General features: G+C 68.7%; 17 protein-coding genes. 9 read left to right on the forward strand and 8 right to left on the reverse strand.

All coding sequences use genetic code 11. From position 1 onward, the window contains the following. Positions 1–22: 22 nt before the first annotated feature. Entirely contained in the window at positions 23–667 is a 645-nt protein-coding gene (gene nth, locus HWX09_RS29870; protein ID WP_006478196.1) for an endonuclease III, read from the reverse strand. Continuing rightward, positions 664–1671 carry an electron transport complex subunit RsxB gene (rsxB, locus tag HWX09_RS29875; RefSeq protein ID WP_027785056.1) on the reverse strand — a complete coding sequence of 336 codons (1008 nt, stop codon included), beginning with the start codon at positions 1669–1671 and terminating at the stop codon, positions 664–666. Before rsxB ends, nth begins: the two co-directional genes overlap by 4 nt. Before the next feature lie 156 nt (positions 1672–1827). Between rsxB and HWX09_RS29880 the strand changes: the two genes are divergently transcribed. Continuing rightward, positions 1828–2460 carry a TetR family transcriptional regulator gene (locus HWX09_RS29880; protein ID WP_027785055.1) on the forward strand — a complete coding sequence of 211 codons (633 nt, stop codon included), beginning with the start codon at positions 1828–1830 and terminating at the stop codon, positions 2458–2460. A 115-nt stretch (positions 2461–2575) separates the two neighbouring features. Here the strand turns inward: HWX09_RS29880 and phaZ are convergent, their stop codons facing one another. Both phaZ and HWX09_RS29890 read right to left on the reverse strand, forming a co-directional pair. Next, a complete protein-coding gene (phaZ, locus tag HWX09_RS29885; RefSeq protein ID WP_027785054.1) occupies positions 2576–4066 on the reverse strand; it encodes a polyhydroxyalkanoate depolymerase in 1491 nt (496 codons plus the stop codon). Positions 4067–4278: 212 nt separating this feature from the next. Then, the gene (locus tag HWX09_RS29890; protein WP_027785053.1) at positions 4279–6108 is read right to left on the reverse strand and encodes a glycoside hydrolase family 15 protein; all 1830 of its coding nucleotides are present in this window, start codon (positions 6106–6108) and stop codon (positions 4279–4281) included. A 165-nt stretch (positions 6109–6273) separates the two neighbouring features. Between HWX09_RS29890 and HWX09_RS29895 the strand changes: the two genes are divergently transcribed. Continuing rightward, positions 6274–7518 carry a lactonase family protein gene (locus HWX09_RS29895; protein ID WP_027785052.1) on the forward strand — a complete coding sequence of 415 codons (1245 nt, stop codon included), beginning with the start codon at positions 6274–6276 and terminating at the stop codon, positions 7516–7518. A gap of 97 nt (positions 7519–7615) precedes the next feature. Here HWX09_RS29895 and HWX09_RS29900 read toward each other — a convergent pair whose 3' ends face one another. Together HWX09_RS29900 and HWX09_RS29905 are read right to left on the reverse strand one after the other, a co-directional pair. Further along, a complete protein-coding gene (locus HWX09_RS29900) occupies positions 7616–12127 on the reverse strand; it encodes a DNA translocase FtsK (protein WP_027785051.1) in 4512 nt (1503 codons plus the stop codon). A gap of 177 nt (positions 12128–12304) precedes the next feature. Continuing rightward, positions 12305–12850, reverse strand: a complete 546-nt coding sequence (locus tag HWX09_RS29905; protein ID WP_027785050.1) for an META domain-containing protein — start codon at positions 12848–12850, stop codon at positions 12305–12307. 216 nt (positions 12851–13066) lie between these two features. Between HWX09_RS29905 and purT the strand changes: the two genes are divergently transcribed. The 4 genes from purT (at position 13067) to HWX09_RS29925 (ending at position 16935) form a co-directional block, all read left to right on the forward strand. Further along, on the forward strand, positions 13067–14281 hold the full coding sequence (gene purT / locus HWX09_RS29910; protein ID WP_027785049.1) for a formate-dependent phosphoribosylglycinamide formyltransferase: 1215 nt from the start codon (positions 13067–13069) through the stop codon (positions 14279–14281). A gap of 18 nt (positions 14282–14299) precedes the next feature. Then, positions 14300–14485: a DUF6726 family protein gene (locus HWX09_RS29915; RefSeq protein ID WP_027785048.1), complete on the forward strand. Its 186-nt coding sequence runs from the start codon at positions 14300–14302 to the stop codon at positions 14483–14485. Positions 14486–14577: 92 nt separating this feature from the next. Then, positions 14578–14958 (forward strand): MliC family protein, encoded by a 381-nt coding sequence (locus HWX09_RS29920; RefSeq protein ID WP_027785047.1) that lies wholly within the window; start codon positions 14578–14580, stop codon positions 14956–14958. 393 nt (positions 14959–15351) lie between these two features. Further along, the gene (locus HWX09_RS29925; protein WP_034185431.1) at positions 15352–16935 is read left to right on the forward strand and encodes a DEAD/DEAH box helicase; all 1584 of its coding nucleotides are present in this window, start codon (positions 15352–15354) and stop codon (positions 16933–16935) included. Between the two features lie 260 nt (positions 16936–17195). On the opposite strand, the gene gluQRS is transcribed toward HWX09_RS29925, so the two are convergent. Together gluQRS and HWX09_RS29935 are read right to left on the reverse strand one after the other, a co-directional pair. Beyond that, a complete protein-coding gene (gene gluQRS, locus HWX09_RS29930) occupies positions 17196–18092 on the reverse strand; it encodes a tRNA glutamyl-Q(34) synthetase GluQRS (RefSeq protein ID WP_027785045.1) in 897 nt (298 codons plus the stop codon). A gap of 25 nt (positions 18093–18117) precedes the next feature. Continuing rightward, on the reverse strand, positions 18118–18972 hold the full coding sequence (locus tag HWX09_RS29935) for a sulfurtransferase (protein WP_027785044.1): 855 nt from the start codon (positions 18970–18972) through the stop codon (positions 18118–18120). A 216-nt stretch (positions 18973–19188) separates the two neighbouring features. Here HWX09_RS29935 and dnaE point away from each other — a divergent pair, with 216 nt between their 5' ends. From dnaE to HWX09_RS29950, 3 genes are all read left to right on the forward strand, one after another. Next, positions 19189–22722: a DNA polymerase III subunit alpha gene (dnaE, locus tag HWX09_RS29940; RefSeq protein WP_027785043.1), complete on the forward strand. Its 3534-nt coding sequence runs from the start codon at positions 19189–19191 to the stop codon at positions 22720–22722. A 313-nt stretch (positions 22723–23035) separates the two neighbouring features. After that, positions 23036–24124: a glycosyltransferase family 9 protein gene (locus HWX09_RS29945; protein WP_027785042.1), complete on the forward strand. Its 1089-nt coding sequence runs from the start codon at positions 23036–23038 to the stop codon at positions 24122–24124. Positions 24125–24251: 127 nt separating this feature from the next. Continuing rightward, on the forward strand, positions 24252–25430 hold the full coding sequence (locus tag HWX09_RS29950) for a glycosyltransferase family 9 protein (protein ID WP_027785041.1): 1179 nt from the start codon (positions 24252–24254) through the stop codon (positions 25428–25430). Positions 25431–25459: the final 29 nt, after the last annotated feature.

Raw genomic sequence — 25459 nt, forward strand, 5'->3', positions numbered from 1 at the left:
GCCCCGCCTGCGCGGCGTGCGCTTATTCGTTGGGCGGCGGCGTCTTCGGCCGGAATTCGCACAGCGGTTCGATCGCGCAGTGCCAGCATTCGGGCCGCCGCGCCTTGCACACGTAGCGCCCGTGCAGGATCAGCCAGTGATGCGCATCCTGCAGGAATTCCTTCGGCGTGAACTTTTCGAGGGCGGCCTCGACGGCCCGCACGTCCTTGCCCGGCGCGAGCCCGGTGCGATTCGCGACGCGGAAGATATGCGTGTCGACCGCGATCGTCGGCTGGCCGAACGCGGTGTTCAGCACGACGTTCGCGGTCTTGCGGCCGACGCCCGGCAGGCCTTCGAGCGCTTCGCGATCGGCCGGCACCTCGCCGTCGTAGCGCTCGAGCAGGATCCGGCACGTCGCGACCACGTTCTTTGCCTTGGTGCGATAGAGGCCGATCGTCTTGATGTACTCGGTGACGCCTTCCTCGCCAAGTGCGACGATTTGTCGCGGCGTGTTCGCGACCGGAAACATTTTCCGCATCGCCTTGTTGACCGACACGTCGGTCGCCTGCGCGGACAGCATCACGGCGATCAGCAGTTCGAACGGCGTCGAGTATTCGAGCTCGGTGGTCGGATGCGGATTGAGGCTCTGCAGCGTTTCGTAGATCGCGCGTCGTTTGCTGGCGTTCATGGAGCGTTCTGGTCGGGCGGCGCGGACGGGCTGTCCGGATCGTCGTTACCTGCGTCGTTGTCGTCGTCGTTGCCGCGGCTGCCCGATGCCGCCTCTGCGTCGCGCTGCGCTTGCTGCTCGGCGAGCCGCTTGCGACGGGCCTCGGCCGCGTCGATCTGCGCCTGGACGGCCGCGCTCACGCCTTCGGTGTTCTTCGGCCCGGCGCCTTGCCCGGACAGTTCTTCCTTCTTCTTGCGCGCGCGTTCGAGCGCGGCGGCGATGATCGCGCGTTTCTTCGCTTCGGCGTCGTCGGCGGCCGGCGCGGCGGCCGGCGCATCCGGCCGCGCGGCGGCGGGTTCCGCGGCCGGCTTTGCGGCGCTGGCCGCGCGGCGGGCAGCGGCGCGCGCTTCGGCGGCCTCGCGCTCGCGGCGCTGGCGCGCGAGCCGCAGGTCGTGGCGTTCGCGCGCGGCGTCCGCCTGTTCCTGCGACCACGCATCCCAGCCCGTGCGATCGCCGGTCACCGGCAGCATCGCGATGCAGTCGACCGGGCACGGCGGCACGCACAGGTCGCAGCCCGTGCACAGCGACGCGACGATCGTGTGCATCTGCTTCGGCGCGCCGACGATCGCATCGACCGGGCACGCCTGCATGCACAGCGTGCAGCCGATGCACAGGTTTTCGTCGATGAACGCGACCGCGCGCGGATGCTCGCTGCCGTTGACGGGGTTCAGCGGAATCACCGGCTTGCCGAGCAGGCTCGCGAGACGCGCGATGCCTTCGGCGCCGCCGGGCGGGCACTGGTTGTAGTTCGCGTCGCCGGCGGCGATCGCCTCGGCGTACGGACGGCAGCCGTCATAGCCGCACTTCGTGCATTGCGTCTGGGGAAGCAGATCTTCGATGCGATCCGCGAGTGTTTTGGAGTCGGTCACGGTAACGGCGGGCGCGGCAGCGCCGAATGGCTCTCGGCCGCGTCGGGTGCGGCCGGAAAGGTTTGCCAAAGCTCGATTATCGCCGATTTCCCGCATTGCGCTGGACGCCGTCTATGCGCATAATCGAACCGCTTTTTTGCAGGGGCTCAGCAGGAGGGCGGCCGTCCGCGGCGCGCCCGTTCCAGGGCGGCCGGCGCCGAGGCGGTGGGGGTGCCGGTCCGGATCAAGCGGCTCACATAGCAAAACGCCACCATGAATCAGCCGAAAATCAAAAGAGATCCTGAAGGTACGCGCCGCCGCATCCTGATGGCGGCAGCCGAAGAGTTCGCGAATGGAGGGCTGTTCGGCGCGCGCGTCGATCAGATCGCGCGCCGGGCCGAAACGAACGAGCGCATGCTCTATTACTACTTCGGCAGCAAGGAGCAGCTCTTCACGGCGGTGCTCGAACACGCGTTCTCCGCGCTGACCGAGGCCGAGCGCGTGCTGGATCTCGACGGCGTCGCGCCGGTCGAAGCCGTCACGCGGCTCGCGCATTTCGTTTGGGACTACTACCGCGACCATCCGGAGCTGCTCAGGCTCATCAACAACGAGAACCTGCACGAAGCGCGCTATCTGCACAAGTCGACGCGGATCCGCGAGATGATGTCGCCGATCGTCGCGAAGCTCGGCAACGTGCTGATGCGCGGCCAGAAGGCCGGGCTGTTCCGCGGCGACGTCGATCCGCTGCGCTTCTACGTGACGCTGTCGGGGCTCGGCTACTACATCGTGTCGAACCGCTTCACGCTCGCCGCGACGCTCGGCCAGGACTTCACCGACACCGACGAGCGCGCCGAGATGGTCCGGATGAACACCGAGGTGCTGCTCGCGTATCTGCTGCGGCGCTGACGCGACCAACGGACGAGCCGACGAGCCGCCCGCTCGCGGCCGCGGCCGGATAAAAAAACGCCGCCGGGCGCAGGCCACGGCGGCGTTTTTGCGTCGGAGCGCGGCGCGTCAGGCGTCAGGCGGCCTTGCGGGCCCGCACGGTTTTTGCGCGCGGGGTGCCAGCCGTGCGTTTCGCGGCGGGCGCGGCCTTCGCGGCGGGCGTCCTGGCGGGCGCGACCGTCACGGCCGGCGCCTTCGCGCGTGCGCGTTTCGCGGCGGTGACCCGCGCCGTCGTTTCCGGCTGGGGCTTGGCGGCCGGCACGACGCCGATCGTGGTCGCATCCTGGGCATCGACGGGCAGCTTCGTCGCGCCGTTCTTCGGTTCCGGCGCATGCTCGCGGATGAAGTCGCGCAGTTGCGGATAAATGATCGTGCGCCAGCGGCGGCCCGAGAAGATCCCGTAGTGGCCGCACTTCTCGGCGGTCAGGCTGCGGCGATCGTCTTGCGGGATGCCGGTGCACAGCTCGTGCGCGACGTGCGTCTGGCCGCTGCCCGAGATGTCGTCGAGTTCGCCCTCGATCGTCATCAGCGCGGTGTGCTTGATGTCCTGCGGACGCACGCGCTCGCCTTCGACGTCCCACGTGCCTTCCGCGAGCCGGAATTCCTGGAACACGACGCGGATCGTCTCGAGGTAATACTCGGCGGCCATGTCGAGCACCGCGTTGTACTCGTCGTAGAAGCGGCGGTGCGCTTCGGCATCGTCCTCGTCGCCGCGCAGCAGGCTCTGGTAGAAATCCCAGTGCGATTGCGCGTGCCGCTCCGGGTTCATCGCGACGAAGCCCGTGTGCTGCAGGAAGCCCGGATACACCTGGCGGCCCTCGCCCGGATAGTTCGCGGGCACCGTGTGGATCACGTTGTTTTCGAACCACGCGGTCGAGTGCTGCGTCGCGAGCGAGTTCACGGAAGTCGGGCTGCGGCGCGCGTCGATCGGGCCGCCCATCATCGTCATCGTGAGCGGCGTGTCCTCGCCGCGGCTCGCCATCAGCGAAATCGCCGCGAGCACCGGCACCGTCGGCTGGCATACCGAGATCACGTGCAGGTTGCGCGCGCCGATGTGACGGATGAATTCCTGGATGTACGCGATGTAGTCGTGCAGATGGAACGGGCCCGTCTCGATCGGCACCATCCGCGCGTCGATCCAGTCGGTGATGTAGACCTTGTGATCCTGCAGCAGCGTGCGCACCGTGTCGCGCAGCAGCGTCGAGTGGTGGCCCGACAGCGGCGCGCAGACCAGCACGACCGGCTCGTCCTTCAGTTGCGTGACGGCGTCGGCATCGTCCGAATAGCGCTTGAAGCGCAGCAGCCGGCAGAACGGCTTCTCGACGATCGTCTGCTCGACGATCGGAATGTTGTGGCCGTCCTTGACGATCTGATGGATGTTGAATTCCGGCTTTTCGTAATCCTTGCCGAGCCGATACATCAACTCATAGGCGGCCGCCATTCGCGGTGCGCCGGGAATCAGCGAGAACGGGCTGGACGGATTCGCGAACGACTTCGAGGCGGCCTGGGCCCAGGCCGTGAGCGGGCTGAGCATCGCCCGCTGGAATTCGTGCAGTTGGTAAAGCATGCAGGCTACTCCCGCGTGGGGGGACGGTGCGCAAGGGCGGCGTGGGGCGTCGCGGCGTGCCGTGTGGGTCGGCGGCCGGCCACGTTGCATTGCAGCCGGACAATCTCGTCGATCATATCGGACAACGATCGGTTGTGCAATGCAACATTTCCCGGTTTTTTCATCAAAATTTTGCGATTTGACGATCTATGAACAACGGCGCGCGGCGCCGCTCAGCGCCCGGTCGCCACGGCCGGCGCGGGCTGGCCGGCCGCGCGCGCCATCGCGTCTTCGTGGTGCATCAGGTTCATCGCGGTATGCACGAGCGCCACGTGCGAGAACGCCTGCGGGAAATTGCCGACGAGCCGCCCGGCCACCGGGTCGTATTCCTCCGCGAGCAGCCCCAGGTCGTTCGACAGCGCGAGCAGGCGGCTGAAGAGCCGATGCGCGTCGTCGATCCGGCCGAGCAGCGCGTAGCTGTCGACCAGCCAGAAGCTGCACGCGAGAAACGTGCCCTCGCCCGGCGGCAGGCCGTCGTCGTATTCGGTCGTGCGGTAGCGCATCACGAGCCCGTCGTGCAGCAATTCCCGTTCGATCGCGTCGACCGTGCCGACGATGCGCGGGTCTTCGGGCGGCAGGAAGCCGAGCTGCGGCAGCAGCAGCACGCTCGCGTCGAGCTCGTCGCTGCCGTAGCTCTGCGCGAACGCCTGCTTGCCTTCGTGCCACGCGTTGGCGCAGACGTCCGCATGGATCCGCTCGCGCAGCGCGCGCCAGCGGTCGAGCGAGCCGGGCAGCCGGAACATTTCCGCCGACTTGATCGCTCGGTCGAACGCGACCCACGCCATCACCTTCGAGAACGTGAAATGACGGCGGCCGCCGCGCGTTTCCCAGATGCCTTCGTCGGGCTCCTCCCAGATCTTCTCGAGGTGGTCGAGCAGCGCGCACTGCACGGACCAGACCGTATCGTCGGCCTGCAGGCCGCCCACGCGCGCGAGGTGCAGCGCGGCCATCACCTCGCCGAACACGTCGAGCTGGAGCTGGTTCGCGGCGCCGTTGCCGACGCGCACCGGCTTCGAATCCTGGTAGCCGGGCAGCCAGTCGAGCTCCATTTCCGGCAGCCGGCGCTCGCCGGCGATCCCGTACATGATCTGGATCTGCTCGGGCGAGCCGGCCATCACGCGGCCGAGCCACGTGCGCCACGCGCGCGCCTCGTCGTAGTAGCCGCCGCGCATCAGCGCGAGCAGCGTGATCGTCGCGTCGCGCAGCCAGCAATAGCGGTAGTCCCAGTTGCGGCTGCCGCCGATCTTTTCCGGCAGCGACGTGGTCGGCGCGGCGACGATGCCGCCGGTCGGTTCGTACGCGAGCGCCTTCAGCGTGATCAGCGAGCGGCGCACGGCGGCCGCGTAGCGGCCCTGCACCTGGCAGCGTCCCGACCATTCGAGCCAGTAGTTCTCGGTGCGCGCGAGCATCGACAGCGGGTCGCGCGCCGGCGGCAGCCGCATGTGCGATGCCGCGTAGCCGAGCGAGAACGGCACGCGCTCGTCGGCGCTCACCGTGAATTCCGCGAGCGTATGGAGGTTCTTGCCGGTGAGCGGCACCGGCGTGCGCAGCACGACGGTATCGGGGCCGGCGATGGCCTTCATGCCGTCCTCGCGGGTCAGTTGCGTGACCCACGGAATCGAGAAACCGTAGTCGAAGCGCAACACGAGCTCCATGCGCATCTTCATCGTGCCGTGGCGGCCGACGACGATCCGCACCAGTTCGGACCAGCCGTTGCCGGGCGGCATGAAGTCGATCACGGTGACGGCGCCGTCGGCGCTTTCGTAATCGGTTTCGAGAATCAGCGTGTCGCCGCGATAGCGGCGGGTCGTGTGCGTGATCGCGGCGTCGGCGGCCGGAGCAAGCAGCCAGCGGCCGTGCTCGGGCGTGCCGAGCAGCGCCGCGAAGCAGGCGCCCGAATCGAAGCGGGGCCAGCACAGCCAGTCGACGGAGCCGTCTTTTGCGATCAGCGCGGCCGTGTGGCCGTCGCCGACGAGGGCGTAGTCTTCGATCAGGGCAGGCATGGGCAGGCGTTCCTTGGGTATTCGAGTTCACAATGCGGACGTCGGCGGCCCGGACTTCACGCCCGGGCGCCGCGCCCCGTATACTCGGCCGGGCGGCGGAGCGCATGACGGCCGGCGTTTCGTCCTATCTCAACACTTGAAGCGACTCGACGCAAGGAGGATTCAATGCCCAACCGTTTACGCGAGCGTGACGCACGCGCTTCGACACGAGGGTTCCCGCTTAGGCTCGCTCACTGGATGAAAGGTTTCGCGATCGTGCTTTCCCTGTCCGCGACCCACGCATTCGCGCAGCAATCGTCCGCCCCGGCCGACGGCGTCTACAACCTGCTCGTCGGCACCTATACGGGCGGCGGCAGCGACGGGATCTACGTTTACCGCTTCGATACCAAGACCGGCAGCGTCGCGCCGGTGTCGTCGGCGAAGACCGTGAATCCGTCGTATCTGTTGCCGAGCCGCGACGGTCGCACCGTCTACGCCGTCAACGAACTGCCCGGCGACGACGGGCCGGCGACGCAGCGCGGCGGCGTCAGCGCATTTCGCTTCGACGCGAAGACGGGCGCGCTGAGCTTCATCGACCGCGTATCGTCGGAAGGGAACGATCCTTGCTATCTCGCGCTGTCGCCGGACGGCAAGTATCTCGTGACGGCCAACTACTCGGTCGCGGCCGATCCGGGCGGCAGCTTCGCGGTGTTCCCGCTGCGCGACGACGGCGCGGTCGGGCAGGCCGTGCTGACCGTCCACCACGAAGGTACCGGGCCGGTGAAGGGCCGCCAGGACGGCGCGCACGTGCATTCGACGGTGTTTTCGCCGGATGGCCGCTACCTGTTCGTGCAGGATCTCGGCGCGGACAAGATCTACGGTTACCGCTACACGGTGGACGGCAGTCGCGGGCTGATCAGCCCGACCGACACGCGCTACACGCCGGTGAAGGCCGGCTCGGGCCCGCGTCACATGGTGTTCGGCGCCGACGGCCGGTTCGCGTACGTGACGAGCGAACTCAACGCGTCGGTCGAGGTGTTCGGCTATCACGACGGCAAGCTGACGCCGATCGAGACGGTGCCGATGACGGCGCCGGGCTTCAAGGGCAAGGTCGGCGGCGGCGCGATCCACCTGTCGCCGGACGGGCGCTTCCTGTACGTGAGCAACCGCGGCGACGCGAACGACCTCGTGATCTACGCGGTGAACAAGGCGGACGGCCGGCTCAAGCACGTCGGCCGCCAGTCGAGCCTCGGCAAGACGCCGCGCGAGTTCCTGATCGATCCGACCGGCAAGTGGCTGATCGTCGGCAACCAGGACAGCGACACGTTCTACGTGTTCAGTCGCGATGTCGAAACGGGGCAGCTCGGCGCGAATCCGCAGAAGGTCGCGGTCGGCAAGCCGGTCGATTTCAAGCTGGTGCCGGTGCAGTAAATGAAAAAGGCGCTGCCGAGGCAGCGCCTATGTTGCGGGCGGCCGGTTGCGCGGCGCGCCCGTATCGATGAATCGCGCGGCCGGCGGGCCGCTAGCGTCAGTCGGCCGCGGCCGGCACGAGCACCTCGCGGCTGCCGTTGATGCCCATCGCCGACACGAGGCCGGCCGCTTCCATCTGCTCGACGAGGCGTGCCGCGCGGTTGTAGCCGATGCGCAACTGCCGCTGCACCGACGAGATCGACGCGCGCCGCGTGCGCACGACGAACGCGACGGCTTCGTCGTACAGCGGATCGGCTTCCGCATCCGGCGCATCGCCGAACAGGTCCTGCGTCGCGCCGTCGGCGGCCGGGCCGTCGAGAATCCCTTCCTCGTACTGCGGCTCGCCGAACTGCTTCAGGTACTCGACGATCCGGTGCACTTCCTCGTCGGCGACGAACGCGCCGTGCACGCGCTGCGGATAACCGGTGCCCGGCGGCAGGAACAGCATGTCGCCCATCCCGAGCAGCGACTCCGCGCCCATCTGGTCGAGGATCGTGCGCGAATCGATCTTCGACGACACCTGGAACGCGACGCGCGTCGGAATGTTCGCCTTGATGAGGCCGGTGATCACGTCGACGGACGGCCGCTGGGTCGCGAGGATCAGGTGGATGCCGGCCGCGCGCGCCTTCTGCGCGAGGCGGGCGATCAGCTCCTCGATCTTCTTGCCGGCCACCATCATCAGGTCGGCCAGCTCGTCGATCACGACGACGATCAGCGGCAGCTTCGACAGCGGCTCCGGGTCCTGGGGCGTCAGCGAGAACGGGTTGCCGATCTTCTTTTCCTTCGCTTGCGCGTCGCGGATCTTCTGGTTGAAGCCCGCGAGGTTGCGCACGCCGACGGCCGACATCAGCCGGTAGCGCTTCTCCATTTCGCCGACGCACCAGTTCAGCGCGTTCGCCGCGAGCTTCATGTCGGTGACGACCGGCGCGAGCAGGTGCGGGATGCCTTCGTAGACCGACAGCTCCAGCATCTTCGGGTCGATCATGATGAGCCGCACGTCTTCCGGCGTCGCCTTGTACAGCAGCGACAGGATCATCGCGTTGATCGCGACCGACTTGCCCGAACCCGTCGTGCCGGCCACGAGCATGTGCGGCGCCTTCGCGAGATCGGTGACGACCGGGTGGCCGGTGATGTCCTTGCCCATCGCGATCGTCAGTTGCGACGGCGAATGCTGGTACTGGCGCGATTCGAGGATCTCCGACAGGCGGATCATCTGGCGCTTCGCGTTCGGCAGTTCGAGGCCCATGCAGGTCTTGCCGGGGATCGTCTCGACGACGCGGATCGACGTGAGGCCGAGGCCGCGCGACAGGTCCTTCATCAGCCCGACGATCTGGCTGCCGCGCACGCCGAGCGCGGGTTCGATCTCGAAGCGCGTGATCACGGGGCCGGCCGATGCGCCGACCACCGTCACCGGCACCTTGAATTCCTGCAGCCGCTGTTCGATCACCTGCGCGGTTTGCGCGAGGTGTTCCTCGGTGATCGTTTCGACGTCGTCGGATGCGGGCTCGAGCAGGTCGAGCGTCGGCAGTTCGACGTTGAACGACGCGGGTGCGTGGAATTCGAACGCGTTCGGGTGCGGCGGGCGGGCGGGGGCGACCGGGGCCGGTTCGGCTGCCTCGATGGCTTCGGTGGCCGGTGCGCCAGTCGACGGGGTAGCGGGCGATGTCGGCGCGGAAACCGCGGCTGCCGGCATGGGCGAGAGGTTCGCGCCGGGGATGGGTGTCGCGTGCGGTGTCGCGGCCGGCGTTGCGCTCACGTCATGCAACATCGACCAGCTTGCCGACGACGCGGCAGGGGCGGGCGGTGTCGTGAACGTCTGGGCTGCGACTGCCAGGGGGACGGACGCGATCGCCGGAGCCTGCGTCGCAGCGGTTGCACCGATCGACATCGGCGATCCGGCCGCACCGGCAGGCGAGCCTGCGATCGGGTGAGCCGGAGCGGCGGCGGCCGTGGTCGTCGGCGAGATCACGCTGAAGGACGGTGACGCCGGGGCGGACGCGGTTGGCGACACGGGCAGGCTGACGGCCGGCTGCGGCGCGACCGTGCCCGATGAGCCGGATGTAGCGAAGATCGTCGTGCCGGTCGACGGGGTTGCCGTGTCGACCGGAAAGGCCGATCCCGACGCGGACGACGGTGCAGTGACGGGCGCTGACGTGAAAGTCGCGGGTGTCGCGGTGGCGGGCGCCTGCTCGGTCGAACCGAACGTCGAACCCGATGCGCCGGTCGCCGATGGCGTCACGGCGGGCGCATCGGTCGATGCGGGCGTCGAAGCGCGGGAGAGCGAACCGTAAGTCATGCCCGCGACACCGGCCGGCGCCGCCGACGCGGCGGAAGTAACGGGCGGTGCCGATGCGGCCGGTTGCGACGGCGAAGCGGACGCCGTGCCGGTTACGCCGACCGGTGCAACGGCGGCGACGACGGGCGCGATGCTCGATGCGGAAGCCGGTGCGGACGCTTGTGCGGTCGAACCATGAGCCGTGCCGGCCAGCGGCGATGCAGCGACGGCCGACGCTGTCGATGCCGCGGCAAACGGCTGAACCGCCGGTGATGTCGGCAATTCGGCGGAGACGGTCGTCTGTGTCGGGGTGGGCTGCGCCGACGAAGGTGTCCAATACGTGGGGGCGGGCGTCGCGCGTTGAGCGATGGCCGACAGCGGTGCAGCAGGCTCCGGCTCGACCGGCTTGCCGGCTTCCGGTGCGGGATTCGATACGGCCGGTGCGGACGTTGCCGCAATCGACGAAGAGGGCAGGGCAGCGAACGGAACGATGCCGTCGGCCGGCGGCTTCACGTCGGCGTGCGCATCGGCAGCCGGTTGACGCAGGTAGGCCGGTGCAACGCGATCGATTGCAGGCGCCGATCGTGCGTCGTCCTTGTCGTCAATATCGACCGACCCGGTCGGCTTGCCGGTGCCGAGGTCGCGAACCGCTGCATTGCCTGCTTGTGCGAACGCCGAATGAGCGGATATCGATTCCGCGGTATGTGCCGGCGACTCGGCAGTCGGGTTGTCGGTCGACACGTCGAGCGCGGAAACCGGCCGGCTGACGACATCTTCCCAAGGCGCGACGTCGATGGGGGCGTCGAACGACGGCGCGGCTGCGAACCCGAATGCCGGCGCGGCGGCCGCATCGTCGACGCGACGGATTTCGTCGTCGGCGTGATGCGCAAATGCGCGATCGTCGATGCTGGTATCCGGTCGCGCGGGCTGTGTTGCGTCGTCGGACGCCGGGGTGGACGAATCGACACCCGAAGCCTGCGCGATGCCGGATTCCGCCGGCATGAAGGCGTCGAGCACGATCGGCGCGCCGTCGTCGTAAGCGGGCGCGGCATCGTGTTCGGCCGGGCCATTGGCGTCCCGGGCTGCGATGTCGTGCGCCGCGGGGACGAACGCGTTCGACGCGGCCGCCGATGCCGGCGCGGCCGTGCTGCCAGCTGCCGCGGCTACGCCGGCCACGGCAACGGCTGCCGCCGCCGCGTGCGTGGCATCGGCCGGCGCGCCGCCGAGCGACGCCCATTGCGCGGTGCTGGCCTCGATCGAGCGCAGCGTGTCGTGAACGCTCGGCGCCGGCGTGATCGGCGCGGCCGGCTTCTCGGTCCACGCATAGAGCGGCGCGCGCGCCGGCGCCGGCGGCGCCTGGCGGCGTCGTGCCGCGTCCGGCGTCAGACCGGCTGCCGCCGATCCCGCGACCGGGCGCACCGGCGCACGCTGCGGCTGCGTACCGGCCGGTCGCGGCGTGACCGTGGCGCGCGGCGCCGTCTGCGTCAGCGTGGCGGTGGCCGGCCGCGCGGCGGTCGGACGCGGCCGGACGGGTTCGAATCCGACCGGAAGCGGAGCGGGCGCGGGGCGCGGCACTTGCGCGTTCGCCGCGGCGCGCGCGAGGCTGGCGGTGCTGCCGGTAGTCGGCGGCGGCATCGCGCTGGCCGGGATCGGCGCGGGCGTCGCCGGCGTGCGCTGCGGTGCGGTCGGCTTCAGCCAGCCCGACGGCGCGACGGGCTCGGCAAGGGGGCGGGGCGGCGTCTTGCTGCGCGGCTTCGGTCGCGCCTGCGGATCGGGTTTCCACACCGTCGGGCGCGAATACCGGCCGTTCTGGCGCGGCGCCATCGAGTTGACGGTGTGCGCGGTGGTCGGCTGCACGACGTCGTCGTCGCGATGCAGCGCGCTACGCGGCAGGTCGGCGATCCCGCGCGCGTCGTCGTCGCCGCCGTCGCGCGACAGCTTGACGCCGAACGACGTGTCGACCCACGCGGCGAACTGCCGCCAGCCGATGCCGGTCAGCCACGGCAAGCCGGCGAAGAACAGCACGACCATCGCGACCGGCGTGCCGATCGGGCCGAGCAGGTGAGCGAAGCCGGCCGAGCATGCATGGCCGAGCGCGTTCGTGTCGGGCCCGGACAGCGGGCTCGTCAGCGTGCAGCTTGCGACGAATACTGCGGTGAAGCCGAGCCACAGACGGATCGAGCCGCGGCCGGCGAGCCCGCCGCCGCCGGGCAGCATCGACTGCACGAGACGCCAGAAGAGAAGGAGGAACCAGACGGCGGAGATGCCGAACCAGCCGAAGACAACCGTGTGCATGCTTTGAAACTGGAGAGGGGCGGGGCGCGCGGGGCGCGACCCGCCGAGTTTAACCGGCCGGCGAACAAGACTCTAACGCGGCGTGATTTCGATTCACGCCGCGCGACGCACGTGGGTTGCACGTGCGCGTGGCGCGCCACGCGAAGGCGGTCGGTCGGCCTTCGCGCGCGCCTTACATCAAGGGCTCCGGTGCGTGAACGTCAGCGTTGCGCCGGCTTGGGTCACGATCTGCAATTGCTGGGGGGCGCGCATCTGCACGCCGGTCTTCTCGACGTGAGCGAGCGCGTCGAGGTACGCGGATTCGAGCTGGCCGCCGAGCGTGTTCGGGCAGGCCATTCGCGTACCGGCGAGCGGGCCGAAGCTCAGCAGGCCGTTCTTGATCGCGTAGGTGCCCATGTAGCGGTTGCAGCCCGAGAACCCGCTTGCGCGCCGGATGCCCGAGTCGGTCGACAGCGCGAGCTTGATCGGCTCGCCGTTGTCGCCGTGCGGGATCGTGCGTTGCGTGCCGTCGGCGTTCACCCAACTGGTGAGCTCCCAGTTCGTGTCGTCGAGCAGCTGGACGGCGGCCGGGTTGTACGGGTCGGGCGCGGGGGCGGCGGAATCGGGATGGGTCGGCATCGCACAGGCGGCGAGAAGCGTGGCAAGCGTCAACGCGCAAAGCGGCGCGCGCAACGGGCGAAGCAGGCCGGTGCGTGCGCGTGCGGCCGCGGACAGGTGGGACATGAGCCTCGTTCCTCTTCGGATTCTGATCAAGGCGTAAGAGTAACGCACCCGCCCCGCGGCAGGCGAGCCGACACTTCGCGCATGAAAACGTTCGCGGCCCGCCCGCGGGCCTCGCGCGACCCGGCGCGGGCGGGGCCAAACCGCCCAAACCGGCCCGGATGCCCGTGTTAACATCGAAGCCGTTTTCGTCCTCCAACAGAACCAGCGGGAAATCACATGCAGATCGGTCAGCGGCTCGGTACGCCGCTTTCGCCCTCGGCCACGCGCGTCATGCTGCTCGGCGCCGGCGAACTCGGCAAGGAAGTCATCATCGCGTTGCAGCGTCTCGGCGTCGAAGTCGTCGCGGTCGACCGCTATCAGGACGCGCCGGGCCATCAGGTCGCGCATCGCGCGCACGTGATCGACATGACGGACCCGGCCGCGCTGCGGGCCGTCGTCGAAGCCGAACGCCCGCACCTGATCGTCCCCGAGATCGAGGCGATCGCCACCGACGCACTCGCGGCGATCGAGGCGGCCGGCCTCGCCGAGGTGATCCCGACCGCGCGCGCGACGCAGCTCACGATGAATCGCGAAGGGATCCGCCGGCTCGCGGCCGAGGAGCTCGGCCTGCCGACTTCCCCGTATGCGTTCGCGGATTCGTTCGAGGCCTTCAGCGCGGCCGTCGCGAAGATCGGCATGCCGTGCGTCGTGAAGCCCGTGATGTCGTCGTCGGGCAAGGGGCAGTCGGTCGTGAAGACCGACGCCGACGTGAAACCCGCGTGGGACTACGCGATGGCGGGCGGGCGCGTGAACCACGGCCGCGTGATCGTCGAGGGCTTCGTCGATTTCGACTACGAGATCACGCAACTGACCGTGCGCGCGATCGATCCGGCGACGCTCGACACGCGCACCTATTTCTGCGAACCGGTCGGCCACGTGCAGGTGGCGGGCGACTATGTCGAATCGTGGCAGCCGCAGCCGATGAGCGCGGCGGCGCTCGAGAAGTCGCGCGAGATCGCACACAAGGTGACCGAGGCGCTCGGCGGGCGCGGGATATTCGGCGTCGAGCTGTTCGTGCGCGGCGACGACGTATGGTTCTCCGAGGTGAGCCCGCGGCCGCACGATACGGGCCTCGTCACGCTCGCATCGCAGCGCCAGTCGGAATTCGAGCTGCACGCGCGTGCGATTCTCGGGCTGCCGGTCGATCCGGCGCTCGGCACGCCGGCCGCGTCGGCGGTGATCTACGGCGGCCTCGACGAGCGCGGGATCGCGTTCGAAGGCGTGCGCGACGCGCTTGCGGTGCCGGGCGCGGACCTGCGCCTGTTCGGCAAGCCGGAAAGTTTTGCGAAGCGGCGCATGGGCGTCGCGCTGGCGACCGGTGCGACCGTCGACGAAGCCCGCGAACGCGCGAAGCGCGCTGCCGCGGCCGTCCGACCCGTGTCGGCGCGCTGACGGAACGAGGAGAGGACGATGACGTCGCGATGGTTGCGTATCGGAAAGCTGGGCGCCGCGCTGGCGCTCGTCGCGAGTCTCGCGGGCTGCGGCGTCGCGGCCGCGCCGTGCCGGGTGGCGTCGGCCGGGCTCAAGATCGTGCCGCTCGTCGGCCATATCGCCGCGGCGCCGACCGACGCGTGCGCGGACGTGATCGATCCCTGATCCCGGCAGCCGGCGCGATTTCCCGCCAATCCAGTCAACAATAACCGCGCCCCGCGAGGGCGCGTTTCCACCCGTCTCGTGAGAGGACCTGCATGATTCGCCAAACCGTCGCCGCGCTTGCGTTCGCCGGCACCGCCGTTTCCGTCGCGCATGCCGCGCAACTGACCGTCGAGGAGATCGACGCCGACGCGCGCCAGCAAACCGTCTACCAGTGCGCGAACCACAAGCCGCCCGTGCGCGTGTCGTACTGGCTCGCGGGCAACGGCCAGAGCTTCGCGCTCGTGCCGGTGGACGGCAAGCAGATGCTGTTCGTCGATACGGTGTCGGCGTCGGGCGCGCGCTACCAGGCCGGCCGCTATACGTGGTGGACGAAGGGCAAGGAAGCGACACTGCGCGACGAGATCGCCGACCCGCAGTCGCCGCCGCTGCTGGGCGACTGCGTGCAGATCGAGAAGAAAAAGAAGAAGGGCTGAGCGGCGGGCGCGCTCGCGGAGCGTATTCGGACCGGTTGTCCGGTTGTCCGGCTGCCGGGCTGAAGGCCCGATACGGGGCGGGCGACGGGCATGTCGGTACGGGATGTCTGGATCGAGCCCCTAATATTGTTCGCCGGCCGGTACGGATAGCCCGATCGGCCAGTTACCCGGCCGCACGGGCCCGAGGGGCACGCCGCGCGTGCGGCGGTCGTGGTCGTTCGCGGCGTTGTCACGGACAGATGCCCGCACGGTGCTACAATACGGCCCTTTCCGCCGGCATTCGCGCCGAACGGAGTCCGCACGGCTTGGCGTCCAGCGTTCGCATTGAACCGGTCCCAAACGCCAGAGCGGCGCCGCGCGGCGCGCCGCGGTTCCGTCTATTTCCGAATTGTGATGAGCGCAGGCCCGGCCGGCCTGACGCACGATGTCCCCGCCGCGCCTTTTGAGCGAAACGCCACCATGTCCGATTCTGTCGCCAAGCCCGTCGACGCAACCTTCGACCAATTCGGCCTTGCCGCCGATATCCTGAAAGCCATCGTGGAGCAGGGCTATACGACGCCGACGCCGATTCAGGCCCAGGCCATTCCGGTCGTGCTCGCCGGCCGCGACGTCATGGGCGCCGCGCAAACGGGCACCGGCAAGACCGCGAGCTTCTCGCTGCCGATCATCCAGCGCCTGCTGCCGCAGGCCAGCACGAGCGCGTCACCGGCGCGCCACCCCGTGCGGGCGCTGATCCTCACGCCGACCCGCGAACTCGCCGACCAGGTCGCCGCGAACGTGCACGCGTATGCGAAGCACACGCCGCTGCGCAGCGCGGTGGTGTTCGGCGGCGTCGACATGAACCCGCAATCGGCCGAACTGCGCCGCGGCGTCGAGATCCTGATCGCGACGCCGGGCCGCCTGCTCGACCACGTGCAGCAAAAGACGGCGAACCTCGGCCAGGTGCAGATCCTCGTGCTCGACGAAGCCGACCGGATGCTCGACATGGGCTTCCTGCCCGATCTGCAGCGCATCCTGAACCTGCTGCCGAAGGAGCGTCAGACGCTGCTGTTCTCGGCCACGTTCTCGGGCGAAATCAAGAAGCTCGCGTCGACCTACCTGCGCAACCCGCAGACGATCGAGGTCGCGCGCAGCAACTCGACGAACGCGAACGTCACGCAGATCGTCTACGACGTCGCCGAAGGCGACAAGCAGGCGGCCGTCGTGCAGTTGCTGCGCGATCGCGGCCTCAAGCAGGTGATCGTGTTCTGCAACAGCAAGATCGGCGCGAGTCGCCTCGCGCGCAACCTCGAGCGCGACGGCGTGGTCGCGTCGGCGATTCACGGCGACAAGACGCAGCTCGAGCGGATGCAGGCGCTCGACGCGTTCAAGCGCGGCGAAATCGAGGCGCTGGTCGCGACCGACGTGGCCGCGCGCGGTCTCGACATTGCCGAGCTGCCGGCCGTGATCAACTTCGACCTGCCGTTCAGCGCGGAAGACTACGTGCACCGGATCGGCCGTACCGGTCGTGCGGGGGCGACGGGTGACGCGCTGTCGCTGTGCAGCCCGAACGAGCGCAAGCAGCTCGCCGATATCGAGAAGCTGATCAAGCGTCCGCTCGAAGTGCAGACGCTCAGGCTCGACAAGCCGGCGCGCCAGCGTCACGACGAGCGCGGCGGTGAGCGCGGAGGCGAGCGTGCCGGTGAGCGCAGCAGCGAGCGTGGTGGCGAACGCGGTGGCGAGCGGGGCGGTCGGCGCGAGCGCGACGAGCATCGCGGTGCATCGGGTCGCCGGTCGGGCAGTTCCGAGCGTGGTGGCCATCATCGCCGCCACGAAGCGCCGGTCGACGATTTCTTCCTGAAACCGTACGAGCCGTCGGCGTCGGCGAAGCAGCCGGACGACACGTCGGCCGAGCAGCAGCCCGAGAAGAAAGGGCCGAAGCGTCAGGTCGCCGCGCTGCTCGGCGGGTTCGGAATGCCGCGCAAGCCGTCGGCGTAAGCGGGACGAAGCGGCAGGGCGGCACGTGAGTGCTGCCGGACAGGCGGGTGCATGCGACAAGCATGTGCCCGTTTTTCATTGGGCCGGACGATCGGGGCGGAGCGTGCGTGCGGGGGCGATTGCTTGTCGCGGGCTGGATATTTCGATGCGGTGTCGTGGCGGATGTGGCGCTCAAGTTTCCATCACGCGTTCATGCGATCGGATTCGACGCTGACCGATGCGGGAACGTAGTCGGCATGGGCCGGTGCCGTGCCCGCGATTCAACCGGCGCGCGGCCCGAAGCGACGCGCCCACGCATCGGTCGCGGCCGCGTGGAACGCGTCGATCGTATCGCCCGGTAGATCGCCATCGTTCGACAGTCCGAGATGTGCGGCCGCGGCCCGCAGCGCCGGCAGCGGATCGTTGCGTTCGAGCGCCGTCGCGCCGGTCTGCTTGCTGAGCTTTTCGCCGTTGGCATCGACGACGACCGGCACGTGCAGGTACTCGGGAGTCGGCACGCCGACGCAGCGCTGCAGATAGATCTGGCGCGCGGTCGAATCGAGCAGGTCGGCGCCGCGCACGACGTGCGTGATGCCGGCGTCGGCATCGTCGACGACGACCGCGAGCTGATACGCCCATTGGCCGTCCGCGCGTTTGAGCACGAAATCGCCGACTTCGGTCGCGAGGTTCTGCGATTGCGTGTGCTGCCAGCGATCGTCGAACGCGATGAGCGCGTCGTCGCCGTCCGGCACGCGCAGTCGCCATGCGCGCGCGGGCTTGCCGTGCAGACCGGTGCGGCAGGTGCCCGGATACGCGAGCGTCGTGTGGCGTTCATGGGCGGAGCGCAGCGAATCGGCGATTTCCTTGCGTGTACAGCCGCACGGATACACGAGCCCCGCCGCGACGAGCCGCTCGAGCGCGGCCGTGTAGGCCGCGTCGCGCGTACTCTGCCAGACGGGCGGCTCGTCGGGTGTCATGCCGAAATGGGCGAGCGTCGCGAGGATGTCGTCAGCCGCGCCGGGCGCCGTGCGGGGGCCGTCGAGATCCTCGATGCGCACGAGCCAGGTGCCGCCGTGCGCGCGTGCGTCGAGCCAGCTCGCGAGCGCGCCGACCAGCGAGCCGAAGTGCAGCGGGCCGGTGGGCGATGGCGCGAAGCGGCCGCGATAGCCGTGGTTCATCGGCGGGGCGCGGTGCGACGCGCCGTTACGCGGCGCTGGCTGCCGGTGCGCAGGCCGGGCACGACTTGCCGGACACGTAGCTCGGCGATTGTTGCGCTTCCGGCGTGACGACCGCGCGGCACGCGAAGCACGTGACGTTCTCGGTGGGCTGGAGCTGCGGGTTCAGCGCGGTGCGGTAGTCGAACACGAAGCAGTCGCCGTGATAGTGCGCGCCGCCGACTTCCTCGAAGTACTTCAGGATCCCGCCTTCGAGCTGGTACACGTTGTCGATGCCGATTTCCTTCATGTGGATCGCGGCCTTCTCGCAGCGGATGCCGCCGGTGCAGAACGACACGACCGTCTTGCCTTCGAGGTCGGCGCGGTTCGCGTCGATCACTTCCGGGAATTCGCTGAACTTGTCGATCCGGTAGTCGAGCGCGTTGTCGAACGTGCCGACGTCGACTTCGAACGCATTGCGCGTGTCGAGCATCACGACCGGGCGGCCGGTATCGTCGTGACCACGGTCGAGCCACGCCTTCAGCGTGCGCGCGTCGACGAACGGCGCACGGCCGAGTTCCGGCTTGATCGCGGGCTTCTTCATCGTGATGATCTCGCGCTTCAGGCGCACGAGCATGCGGCGGAACGGCTGCGAGTCGGACAGGCTTTCCTTGAACTGCAGCGTCGCGAACTTGCCTTCGAACAGCGGATCGTGGCGGATGTATGCGATGAACGCGTCGGCGGCTTCGCGCGTGCCGGCGACGAACAGGTTGATGCCTTCCGGCGCGAGCAGGATCGTGCCGCGCAGGCCGAGTTCGTTGCAGCGGGCGGTGACGAGCGGGCGCCATTGCTCGTTCGCGTCGAGCGAGACGAAGTGGTAGGCGGCGAGGTTGACGATGGTCATGATGGTCCGACGGGAAAACGGCCGCACGGCGGCCCGCAAAAAAGGGTGCGAAGCCGGGGCGTTGATTCGAAAAACCGTATTATCCCGCAAACGGCGCGGGCATCGGTACCCGGCCGATCGGCCAACCGCGCGACGCGTCGCCGCGTGCATCGGCCGAACGGCCAAAGCGGGCATTTTTTGGGCAGCCTGCGCGGCGAGGCGGCTACAATAGCGCCCATGTCAGATCCTCGCTTCGTCCATCTTCGCGTTCACTCCGAATTCTCGATCGCCGACGGCATCGTGCGCATTGACGACATCGTCAACGCGGCGGCCGCGGACGGTCAGGGCGCGCTCGCGCTCACCGATCTCGGCAACGCATTCGGTCTCGTCCGTTTCTACCAGGAAGCCCGCGGCAAGGGCATCAAGCCGATCGCCGGCTGCGACGTCTGGATTGCCAATCCCGACGACCGCGACAAGCCGTCGCGATTGCTGCTGCTGGTCAAGGACAAGGTCGGTTACCTGAATCTCTGCGAGCTGCTGTCGAAGGCATGGCTCACGAACCAGTACCGCGGCCGCGCGGAACTCGACGCGAGCTGGCTCGACGGCGAGCTCGCGCAGGGGCTGCTCGCGCTGTCGGGCGCGCAACAGGGCGATATCGGGCTCGCGCTGGCCGCGGGCAACGAAGACGCCGCGCGCCGTCACGCCGAGCGCTGGGCGCGGGTGTTTCCGGGCGGCTTCTACATCGAGCTGCAGCGTTACGGCCAGCCGGGCGCCGAGGCGTACATCCAGCAGGCCGCGACGCTCGCCGCGTCGCTGAAGCTGCCGGTCGTCGCGACGCACCCGACGCAGTTCATGACCGACGACGATTTCACCGCGCACGAGGCGCGCGTGTGCATCTCGGAAGGCGACATCCTCGCGAACCCGCGGCGCCAGAAGCGTTTCACGACCGACCAGTATTTCCGCACGCAGGACGACATGGTCGCGCTGTTCGCCGACCTGCCGTCGGCCATCGCGAACACGGTCGAGATCGCGAAGCGCTGCAACCTGAAGCTCGAACTCGGCAAACCGAAACTGCCGCTGTTTCCGACCCCCGACGGCATGTCGCTCGACGATTATCTGGTCCAGCTGTCGAAGGAAGGGCTCGAGACTCGCCTCGCGCAGTTGTATCCGGTCGAAGCCGAGCGCGACGCGCAGCGCGACACGTACTACAAGCGCCTCGAATTCGAGTGCGGGACCATCACGAAGATGGGCTTCCCCGGCTACTTCCTGATCGTCGCGGACTTCATCAACTGGGCGAAGAACAACGGCGTGCCGGTCGGCCCGGGCCGCGGCTCGGGCGCCGGCTCGCTGGTCGCGTACGCGCTCGGCATTACCGACCTCGATCCGCTGCGCTACAACCTGCTGTTCGAGCGCTTCCTGAACCCGGAACGCGTGTCGATGCCCGACTTCGACATCGACTTCTGCCAGCACGGCCGCGATCGCGTGATCCAGTACGTGAAGGAGAAATACGGCGCGGACGCCGTCTCGCAGATCGCCACGTTCGGCACGATGGCCGCGAAGGCGGCCGTGCGCGACATCGGCCGCGTGCTCGACCTCGGCTACATGTTCACCGACGGCGTCGCGAAGCTGATTCCGTTCAAGCCCGGCAAGCATGTGACGATTGCCGACGCGATGAAGGAAGAGCCGCAGCTGCAGGAGCGCTACGACCACGAGGACGAAGTGCACCAGCTGCTCGATCTCGCGCAGCGCGTCGAGGGCCTCACGCGTAACGTCGGGATGCACGCGGGCGGCGTGCTGATCGCGCCCGGCAAGCTGACCGATTTCTGCCCGCTGTACACGCAGGGCGACGACGGCGGCGTGGTCAGCCAGTACGACAAGGACGACGTCGAAGCCGTCGGCCTCGTGAAGTTCGACTTTCTGGGTCTCACCACGCTGACGATCCTCGACTGGGCCGAGCGCTACATTCGCCGCCTCGATCCGTCGAAGGCCGACTGGTCGCTCGCGCAGGTGCCGCTCGACGATCCGGCCTCGTTCCAGATTCTGAAGAAGGCCAACACGGTCGCGGTGTTCCAGCTGGAAAGTCGCGGGATGCAGGGCATGCTGAAGGATGCGCAGCCCGACCGCTTCGAGGACATCATCGCGCTCGTGTCGTTGTACCGTCCGGGTCCGATGGATCTGATCCCGAGCTTCTGCGCACGCAAGCACGGGCGCGAGAAGGTCGACTATCCGGATCCGCGCGTCGAACCCGTCCTGAAAGAGACCTACGGCATCATGGTCTATCAGGAGCAGGTGATGCAGATGGCGCAGATCATCGGCGGCTACTCGCTCGGCGGCGCGGACTTGCTGCGTCGCGCGATGGGCAAGAAGAAGCCCGAGGAGATGGCCAAGCACCGCGAGATCTTCGCCGAGGGTGCGGCGAAGAACGGCCTCACGCGCGAGAAGTCCGACGAGATCTTCGACTTGATGGAGAAGTTCGCGGGCTACGGCTTCAACAAGTCGCACGCGGCCGCGTATGCGCTGCTCGCGTATTACACCGCGTGGCTGAAGGCGCACCATCCGGCCGAATTCATGGCGGCCAACATGACGCTCGCGATGGACGACACCGACAAGGTGAAGATCCTGTTCGACGACTGCGTCGTGAACAACCTCGTCGTGCTGCCGCCGGACATCAACCAGTCGCATTACCGGTTCGAGCCGGTCGCGGAAGCCGACGGCAAGCGCTCGCGCACGATTCGCTACGGCCTCGGCGCGGTGAAGGGCAGCGGCCAGAACGCGATCGAGGAAATCCTGCGCGCCCGCGAGGAAAAGGCATTCACCGACCTGTTCGACTTCTGCGAACGGATCGATCGGCGCGTCGTCAACCGCCGCACGGTCGAGGCGCTGATCCGCGCCGGCGCGTTCGATTCGCTGAACCCGAACCGTGCGCAGTTGATCGCGTCGGTGCCGCTCGCGATGGAAGCGGCCGATCAGGCCGAAGCGAACGCGATGCAGGCCGGCCTGTTCGACATGGGCGCCGAGTCGCCGCATGCGCACGCGCTCGTCGACGAACCCGCGTGGGACGACAAGCGCCGTCTGCAGGAAGAAAAGGCCGCGCTCGGTTTCTACCTGTCCGGCCACCTGTTCGATGCGTATCGAGACGAAGTGCGCCGCTTCGTGCGACAGAAGGTCGGCGATCTGAAGGAGGGGCGCGACAAGCTCCTCGCCGGCATCATCGCGTCGCTGCGCACGCAGATGACCCAGCGCGGCAAGATGCTGATCGCGCTGCTCGACGACGGCTCGGGCCAGTGCGAGATCACGATCTTCAACGAACAGTTCGAGGCGAACAAGGCGCTGTTCAAGGAGGATGAGCTGCTGATCGTGCAGGGGCAGGCGCGCAACGATGCGTTCACGGGCGGCATTCGCTTCACGGCCGATACCGTGATGGATCTCGAGCGCGCGCGCAGCCGCTATGCGCAGGCCGTGCGGCTGACGATGAACGGCAACGCCGACGCGGTCGCGCTGCGCCGCGTGCTCGAGCCGCACGTGTCGAAGGACGATCCGGCCGCGGCGAAGGTGGTCGAAGCGCCCGCGCCGCGCGGCGGCGGCCGCGATGGCGGTCGGCGTCCGCAGGCGCCGCTGCCGAACGGGCTTGCAGTCCAGATCCACTACAGCAACGCGCGCGCGCAAGGCGAAATGCGTCTGGGCGACGCCTGGCGAGTGAAGCCGAGCGATGTGCTGCTGGCGGAGCTGCGTGCGACGTTCGACGGCAGCGTCGTCGAAATCACGTACTGACCGCACCCCGCTTCGGCGGGTGTCGCGTACAGGCGGCCCGTTGCATCGCCATCGCGCGATGCGGCGGGCCGTTTTCACGTGCGAGGGTAATTGGGTCTTGGGCTGGCCATCCGGACGCTATACAATCCCGCGCTGACCATACGAACGGGGCGCCAGCCACCGGTTCGCACGGCGAGCGCCGCCGCGCCGGTAGCATGCATAAACAGGAGCGGGTCCATGCCGGCGCGTGGCAACGCTCGCCAGCGCCGCCTTCGACCGGGATGCCGTGGAACGGCCCGCCGCGACGATAAAAACTGATTGTCACCACATGACCATGGCCAATGGAAACCCGCCGCAGCGGATCCTCGTGATCCGGATCGATTTTCTGGGCGACATGCTGTGCACGACGGCGTTTCTCCGCGCGCTGAAGGCGCGCTGGCCGGGTGCGGAGCTGCATGTGGTCGCGAACCGCTACAACGCGGCCGCGCTGGCCGGAAACCCGCACGTGCACACGATCCACACCTACGTGTACAGCCGCCAGTGCGAGCGCAACGACCGTCCCGGCCGGATGCGTGCATTTTTCGACCGGCTGCGACTCGTGCGCCGTCTGCGCCGCTTGCGGTTCGACCTCGTGATCGTGCCGAACGGCGGCATGCATCGCAGCAGCATGCAGTTCGCGCGCCAGCTTCGCGCGAAGGATTGCCGCTGGCACGATGCCAGGACCGAATTCGACGATCGCAAGCCCGAGCATGTCGCGCAGCGGCCGATGTGCCACGAAGCGTTGTCGGGTTTCCGCCTGGTGCCCGAACTCGGTTGCGCCGATCTCGACCGTCTTGAGCTGTCGGTTCATCCCGATCGCGCGCTGCAGGAAGCGTGGCATCGTCTGCTCGGTGCGCGCACGAAGCGGCGCGTCGGGCTGTTCGTGTCGAACAAGGCGGTCGAGCGCCGCTGGCCCGCCGACCGCTGGCGCGACCTCGGCGAGCGGCTCGCCCCTGTCGCGGATGTCATCGTGTTTCGCGATCCGGCCATCGGCCAGGCTGCCGAAGACGAGCTATGGCGCGACGTGAATGCACGGCATGTCGCGCCTGCGTCGGTCGCCGAACTGGTGGCGGCCGCGAGCCTGCTCGACGCGATCGTCTCGGCCGACAGCGCGCCCGTCCATCTTGCGTCGGCGCTCGGCGTACCGGTGGCCGCACTGTTCGAGGACCGTCCCGAGAAATACCTGCGCTGGCATCCGCTTGGCGTGCCGCACGTGATCCTGCGCGCGGGCCCGACCGTCGATGCGATCGGCGTCGATGCGGTCGAGCGCGCGGTGCGCCACCTGCTGCCGGAGGGAGGCCATCGCGACGATGCTGCGGCCGACACGGCGCCCGAGCAGCCGGCCGCCGCCACGGCGCCCGCGATCGTGACGATCGCTTCGTAGCGCCGCGCGCACCGCACCGCTGGCAGGGCCGCATCGCGGTAGCCTGCACGGCCGGTGCGCGACGCCGCGCCGCCTGCTGCAAAATCCTGTACATTGCCAGCCTTGTTCAGCCAGCCAGACGATCGCCGTGGCCCTGTTTTCTTCCGTCCGTCCGCCCAGAACCATACTCGTTGCCGCGCCGCGCCGTATCGGCGACGTGCTGCTGACGACGCCGCTCGTAAGATCGCTGAAGGCCCGCTGGCCGGACGCGCAGATCGACATGCTGGTGTTTCGCGGCACCGAGGGCGTGCTCGAGCACAATCCGGACGTGCGGCGCGTGATCGTGGTCGCGCAGCGCGCGGGATTTGGCGAGCGGTTGCGCGACGCGCTGTCGATGTGGCGCCGCTACGATCTCGCGTGCGCGGCGCTGAGTTCCGACCGGCCGCGTTTCTATAGCTGGTTCGCCGGCCGCAAGCGGGTCGGCCTCGTCGACCCGAACCGCGTCACGTGGCTCACGCGGATGATGCTGAACGGGATCGCGATCAATCACCACGAATCCGCGCATACGGTCGTCAGTACGCTCGCACTCGCGCCGGTGATCGGCATCGAGCCGGTGTCCGAGGTCGTCGCGCCCGGCATCGGCGACGATCCCGCGCGGCGCGCGCGTTTCGACGCGTGGCTCGCCGAGTCGCCCGCGATCCGCGCCGGCAAGCCGCTGGTCGTGCTGCATCCGTATCCGATGTTCCGTTACAAGCAATGGCGGCTCGACGGCTGGGTCGAAATGATCGGCTGGCTGCGCGAGCAGGGCTTCGCGGTCGCGTTGTCGGGCGGGCCGGCCGACCGAGAGCGCGAGTATGCGGAGGAGGTCGCGACCGAGGCGGGCGGCGACGTGCTGAACCTGGTGGGCCGCCTGACGTTCGGCGAGAGCGCGGAGCTCGTACGGCGCGCGCGGCTCTTCATCGGGCCCGACACCGGCGCGACGCACGTCGCGGCCGCGACCGGCACCGACACGATTGCACTGTTCGGGCCGTCCGACCCCGTGCGCTGGGGGCCGTGGCCGCAGCACTGGCCCGCGACCGCGAATCCGTGGTCGCTGCGCGGCTCGGGCCGGCACGGGAACGTGTGGCTGCTGCAAGGGGAGGGCGATTGCGTGCCGTGCCGGCACGAAGGCTGCGAGCGTCATGTCGACAGCCGCAGCGACTGCCTCGTCCATCTCGGTGCGCAGCGCGTGAAGGCCGCGGCTGCCGAGATGCTCGGGCTGAATTCGCCGGGCCCGGCCGACATCGTCGTCGACACGTCGCGGCTGCGCCGCGCCGGATCCGACTGACGCACGGCAAACGCGCGTTTTGCTTCGTT

This window comes from Burkholderia sp. BCC1208, assembly GCF_902833095.1.
Classification (GTDB): domain Bacteria; phylum Pseudomonadota; class Gammaproteobacteria; order Burkholderiales; family Burkholderiaceae; genus Burkholderia.

Coding starts and splice junctions, on each gene's coding strand:
- dnaE (WP_027785043.1), top strand. CDS start 19,189: ATGTCAGATCCTCGCTTCGTCCATCTTCGCGTTCACTCCGAATTCTCG.
- HWX09_RS29935 (WP_027785044.1), bottom strand. CDS start 18,972: ATGACCATCGTCAACCTCGCCGCCTACCACTTCGTCTCGCTCGACGCG.
- purT (WP_027785049.1), top strand. CDS start 13,067: ATGCAGATCGGTCAGCGGCTCGGTACGCCGCTTTCGCCCTCGGCCACG.
- HWX09_RS29915 (WP_027785048.1), top strand. CDS start 14,300: ATGACGTCGCGATGGTTGCGTATCGGAAAGCTGGGCGCCGCGCTGGCG.
- HWX09_RS29925 (WP_034185431.1), top strand. CDS start 15,352: ATGAGCGCAGGCCCGGCCGGCCTGACGCACGATGTCCCCGCCGCGCCT.
- HWX09_RS29920 (WP_027785047.1), top strand. CDS start 14,578: ATGATTCGCCAAACCGTCGCCGCGCTTGCGTTCGCCGGCACCGCCGTT.
- HWX09_RS29890 (WP_027785053.1), bottom strand. CDS start 6,108: ATGCCTGCCCTGATCGAAGACTACGCCCTCGTCGGCGACGGCCACACG.
- gluQRS (WP_027785045.1), bottom strand. CDS start 18,092: ATGAACCACGGCTATCGCGGCCGCTTCGCGCCATCGCCCACCGGCCCG.
- HWX09_RS29945 (WP_027785042.1), top strand. CDS start 23,036: ATGGCCAATGGAAACCCGCCGCAGCGGATCCTCGTGATCCGGATCGAT.
- HWX09_RS29905 (WP_027785050.1), bottom strand. CDS start 12,850: ATGTCCCACCTGTCCGCGGCCGCACGCGCACGCACCGGCCTGCTTCGC.
- phaZ (WP_027785054.1), bottom strand. CDS start 4,066: ATGCTTTACCAACTGCACGAATTCCAGCGGGCGATGCTCAGCCCGCTC.
- nth (WP_006478196.1), bottom strand. CDS start 667: ATGAACGCCAGCAAACGACGCGCGATCTACGAAACGCTGCAGAGCCTC.
- HWX09_RS29880 (WP_027785055.1), top strand. CDS start 1,828: ATGAATCAGCCGAAAATCAAAAGAGATCCTGAAGGTACGCGCCGCCGC.
- rsxB (WP_027785056.1), bottom strand. CDS start 1,671: ATGCGGGAAATCGGCGATAATCGAGCTTTGGCAAACCTTTCCGGCCGC.
- HWX09_RS29895 (WP_027785052.1), top strand. CDS start 6,274: ATGCCCAACCGTTTACGCGAGCGTGACGCACGCGCTTCGACACGAGGG.
- HWX09_RS29900 (WP_027785051.1), bottom strand. CDS start 12,127: ATGCACACGGTTGTCTTCGGCTGGTTCGGCATCTCCGCCGTCTGGTTC.